Origin of the sequence: Acidocella aquatica (assembly GCF_030160635.1) — a bacterium.
Classification (GTDB): Bacteria; Pseudomonadota; Alphaproteobacteria; order Acetobacterales; family Acetobacteraceae; genus Acidocella; species Acidocella aquatica.
In genome coordinates this window covers 1-4,206 of the sequence record NZ_BSOS01000031.1, presented here as the reverse complement: position 1 = coordinate 4,206, position 4,206 = coordinate 1, and the positions used below count along the sequence as shown (strand labels likewise).

Sequence of the window (4,206 nt, the reverse complement as noted above, 5' to 3'; positions counted from 1 at the left end):
CAAGGCACGGGATGAGGCAACCGGATTGCGGGCTTTGCTCTGGCGGGATTTTACCGCCTGCCACAGGCCATCGTCCACGATCCGCAGTTCCGGCACTTCGGTGACGACCCAGCTCTCCGGCGGATTCGGCCGTGAGACCCGCTTGCCGGTGGCGGGGTCCTTCACATAGCGCAGCCGGTTCCACACCAGGCGGCCGATATACAGCTCGTTGTTCAGGATGCCGGTGCCGCGCTCGGCGTTGCCGTTGATGGTGCTCTGCCCCCAGCCGACGCCGCTGGGGCCGGGGATATTCTCTTTATTCAAGACATGCGCAATGGCCCGTGGCGATTGCCCGTTCACAAAATCCCGGAAAATGCGGCGGACGGTCTCTGCCTCGACGGGGGCGATCTCGCGTTCGCCGGCCGTGGGAGTGCCGTCGGCGGCGAAGCTGCGAATAATCTTATAGCCGTAGGCATTGCCGCCGCCGGATTTACCGGCCTCAATGCGGCCGCGCAGGCCGCGATGGGTCTTGAGCGCCAAATCCTTGAGAAACAGCGCGTTCATCGTCCCCTTCAACCCGATGTGCATCTCGCTGATCTCGCCCTCGGCAATGGTAACGATCCGTACATCGGCAAAGCTCAGCCGCTTATACAGCCCGGCGATGTCCTCCTGGTCGCGCGACAGGCGGTCCATCGCTTCGGCCAGGACAATATCAAAGCGGCCGCGGGCGGCATCCGCGATCAGCTCCTGCAAGCCGGGGCGCAGCATCGAGGCGCCGGAGATCGCGCGGTCGGAATAGCTATCCACCAATGTCCAGCCGTGGCGCTCCGCATGGCCGCGGCATAGCCGCAGCTGGTCCTCAATCGAGGCATCACGCTGCAAATCTGAGCTGTAGCGGGCATAAAGGGCGACACGCATCGTTAGGTTCCGGATATGGCCAAGCGCCCTGGGGCGTCGCCCGATTGGAAATAAACCGGGGGCGTCAGGCCTGGATCCACGCGTCCATCCCCATCCTGTCCGGGGGGGCAGTTTATGGGAGGCAGCGCAGTTTTGGCAAGAACATATTGAGGGGCAGCGCGGTCATCGCACCAATGCACAGTCGCGTGCCGGAATGGGGGCGGCGGGCCAATAAGCTAACGCTCGGACGCCCTGCCTTTGCCGGGTTTGCGCCCATGTCGGTCATTACCACCCAATTTTACTCTGGCTTATTGCGGACAATAAAAGGACAGGGCTGGCAACGCCGCCACCAATTCTGGAGCACTGGAAGCAAACAGCCAGATGCACCCATCTTACGAGCACCATCTGGCATTGTTCTATCACTGATGTCTATAATGGCGATTTGTGGAGTAATACCCAGGGAGCCATACCGACCGTGACTCAGAACACCATAACGGGAGCAAACGAGAGTCTTTTCGCTACGAGAGCAACTGTGTTCGCTCTTATTGAACGTGGTGTGACAGAAATCACGGTACTGGAAACCGTCCTTTCAAGCGGCGCAAAATGGGACGAACCAGATCTATGGGATTTTAAGGCATCACTACCGTGGCTCTGTCCGGGGGTTAAACACCCAGATGGTCATAAGGCGACATTCGACGCCAAAGTCGATGAAATCGTAAAGGACACTGTTTCATTCTACAATAGCTTTGGTGGTTATCTTATTATTGGCGTTGACGACCTCACCAGAAATTTTGCCGGCTTTGACAAGCGATTTGATGTCGCGGCTTTGAATCAGAGAATTGTTGGAGTTACAGGACAAAGTGTCGAATGTGTCTATCGTATCTTAAATTGGCAAGAGGCAGGAAAAAATGCAGTCCAAATTGGGCTCCTATTTGTTCCTCGACGCCCAGCGAACTTGCTGCCAGCGCAATTCAAATCGGATGCACGCAAACTAACAAGCGGGAAATCTGCTTTCAAAAAAGGCGACTTCTACTTGCGGCAAAGGGACGAATGTCGGCCCGCTCAGTCAGGTGAAGATTACGCTTTTCTGTTCTCGGACCAAAGGCGGAAGGTCCATCACGAAATCGTCCTGGAGGCTGCTGCCTTAGAAAACAACCTTCCAGATCGTGATGGGGAACTGGGAAAATTCATTGGAAGAGAAAATGACATTTCCGCACTTTGGGAGTGGCTCGCAGATAAATTTAGCCCAGTAAGGCTTATCTGCGGCCTTGGGGGGCTTGGGAAGACATCGTTAGCTTACTATTTCGCGGAAATTTTTGTCTATTCTCGACCGGCTCAATTTGACAAATTGATTTGGCTAAGTGCTAAGCAAAAAAATTGGCAAGCAAGTCGAGATCGATATACCGAGTTGTTGCGCGTTGATTTTTTCAATGTCGATGACTTTTTGATAGCGCTGGCAATCGAACTAGGGTGCCCAGAGGAAATAATCCACAACCGCGTCGATCGACAGAGTCGCCTTGAATTGATTGTAGAACTCTTAGAAGAGTTCAAATTTCTTGTAATCGTAGATGACGTCGATACGTTGGAGGATTCCGACCAGCAGTCTCTTTACTATCTAATTTCCACTATCTTTGCCCAAGCCAAGTCTAAAGCACTTATGACGGCTCGACGAAACCTTGGAATGCCGAGAGGTCAATATATCGAGTTGGGAGGGATTGACCAGGCAGACTTTCAAGAATTTGTTGCAACAAAGTGTCGCCTTTTAAGGATACCATTTCCCGGCAGTATTTCGAATTCTGATGTAAGCGAGCTTTTCACAATTAGTGGTGGATCTCCACTGTTCGTAGTATCCATTCTACGATTAATGTCGTTTGGCGTACCATTTAAGGCCGCGCTGAAAGATTGGCGTGGAGCTGCGGGCGAAAATGTGCGCGATGCGGCATTTTCGAGAGAAGTTAGCCGCCTTTCCGTAGCAGAGGCGCGGCTTTTGCTTGCCGCCGTCTATTTACGTGAGACGTCTTCAGTTGAATTGGCTGCCGTCCTTAAGGCAAGTGCCTTTGAAGTGTCCAACTGGTTAGACAAACTTCGCGACTTTTCGATGGTTGAAGTCGCCAGTGCGCTACCGGGTGGTGCAACGATTATTATTCCTCGCACTCTGACATTGATGGCAAATGTCATTGAAGCGCGCGTCTCAAACCATCAAAATTTACAAAGAAGTTGCGCAGAACAGAGACGTCTGCATGAGGACCCTGTTCCTTTTGTACGAGACGCTATTCGTCGCTGTATGGCAAACCTTCGAAATAATGACGCCCTAGGTGCTGTTAAAGTTGCAGCAGCAGCGTTAGAGCATTTACCATCTCACCCAGACTTGGTCTGTATGATGGGGCGATGCAAAATGGAGCTAGGGGACGGTGAAAACCGAAGGGAGGCAATCGAGCTTTTCCGTTCCGCTGCTGCACAAGGTTGTCGCCGTAGCGAGCTTTACGAATTTTGGATTCGAACTCTGCAGGAGGAAAAAGATTGGGCCAATGTTATAACTGTATGCACAGATGGTGAATCCAAGATAGCTCAGCCTGGGCGATTTACTGTTTTGAAATCACAAGCCTATGCCTCACAAGGTGAGAGTTACCTAAGAGCCAACAGATATTCTGACGCGGAACGGATATTTCTTCAGGGCGCTGAAGCAATTAAAGGTGTTCTTGCGGAAGGGGTTATTCAGATTTACCGGAGTGATGCAAGGCAAGAACAAAAATCTCTTATTCGAAAGTGGCTGCACACGGTCTCGCTGGATTGCCCGACAGACAACGAATGCGGTCGTTTGCTTGGAGCAGTGCTCAAAGCCGCCAATGAGTACAACTGGCTCGATTTACGTGTTGCGGAGCGTACAACTGCTATGGCATTTCGTATGCTAACTTCTATTTCAGCTAGAAAGGCGATTTCACAGACTGCTCGAGAAATAACTGCCCGAAATTTACAACGGTTTAGTGCCTTGTCGGGGCATATCGAGCGTTTGTGTCTTTCACCAGATTTGAATAAAGCGATTTCCGAGATAGAAGCCTTGAGCAAAGTGATTTTAAGTCGAGGCACAACCTAGGTTGGACGTTCAATGGCTGTTCTGCGAGAAGCTTTCCCCTCCAACCTAAATGGACGGGGGTACACAGTCAGGGTAGCTGGATGAGCGTTGTATGTTAACCACGCCCATCGCTAGCACATCAGGGCATGTCTGCTTTCTTAAGTCCTAATCCGAAAGCGGATCGTCCTTTTTCGTGGAGAGTTTCGGGCGCCTCTTGGCGTACGAAAGTCCCCGAGGAACGAACCCGCGGTCCAGAG

The 4,206-nt window shown here is 52.2% G+C and carries 2 protein-coding genes; one reads left to right on the top strand and one right to left on the bottom strand.

Annotation, left to right across the window (positions count from 1 at the left end; all coding sequences use genetic code 11):
• The coding region (locus QQJ84_RS06605) for a recombinase family protein (protein ID WP_284257338.1) at positions 1–897 on the bottom strand (897 nt) is incomplete at its 3' end.
• 454 nt (positions 898–1,351) lie between these two features.
• Here QQJ84_RS06605 and QQJ84_RS06600 point away from each other — a divergent pair.
• Complete coding sequence (locus tag QQJ84_RS06600; RefSeq protein ID WP_284257337.1) at positions 1,352–3,970, top strand: AlbA family DNA-binding domain-containing protein; 2,619 nt, start codon at positions 1,352–1,354, stop codon at positions 3,968–3,970.
• Positions 3,971–4,206 lie beyond the last annotated feature (236 nt).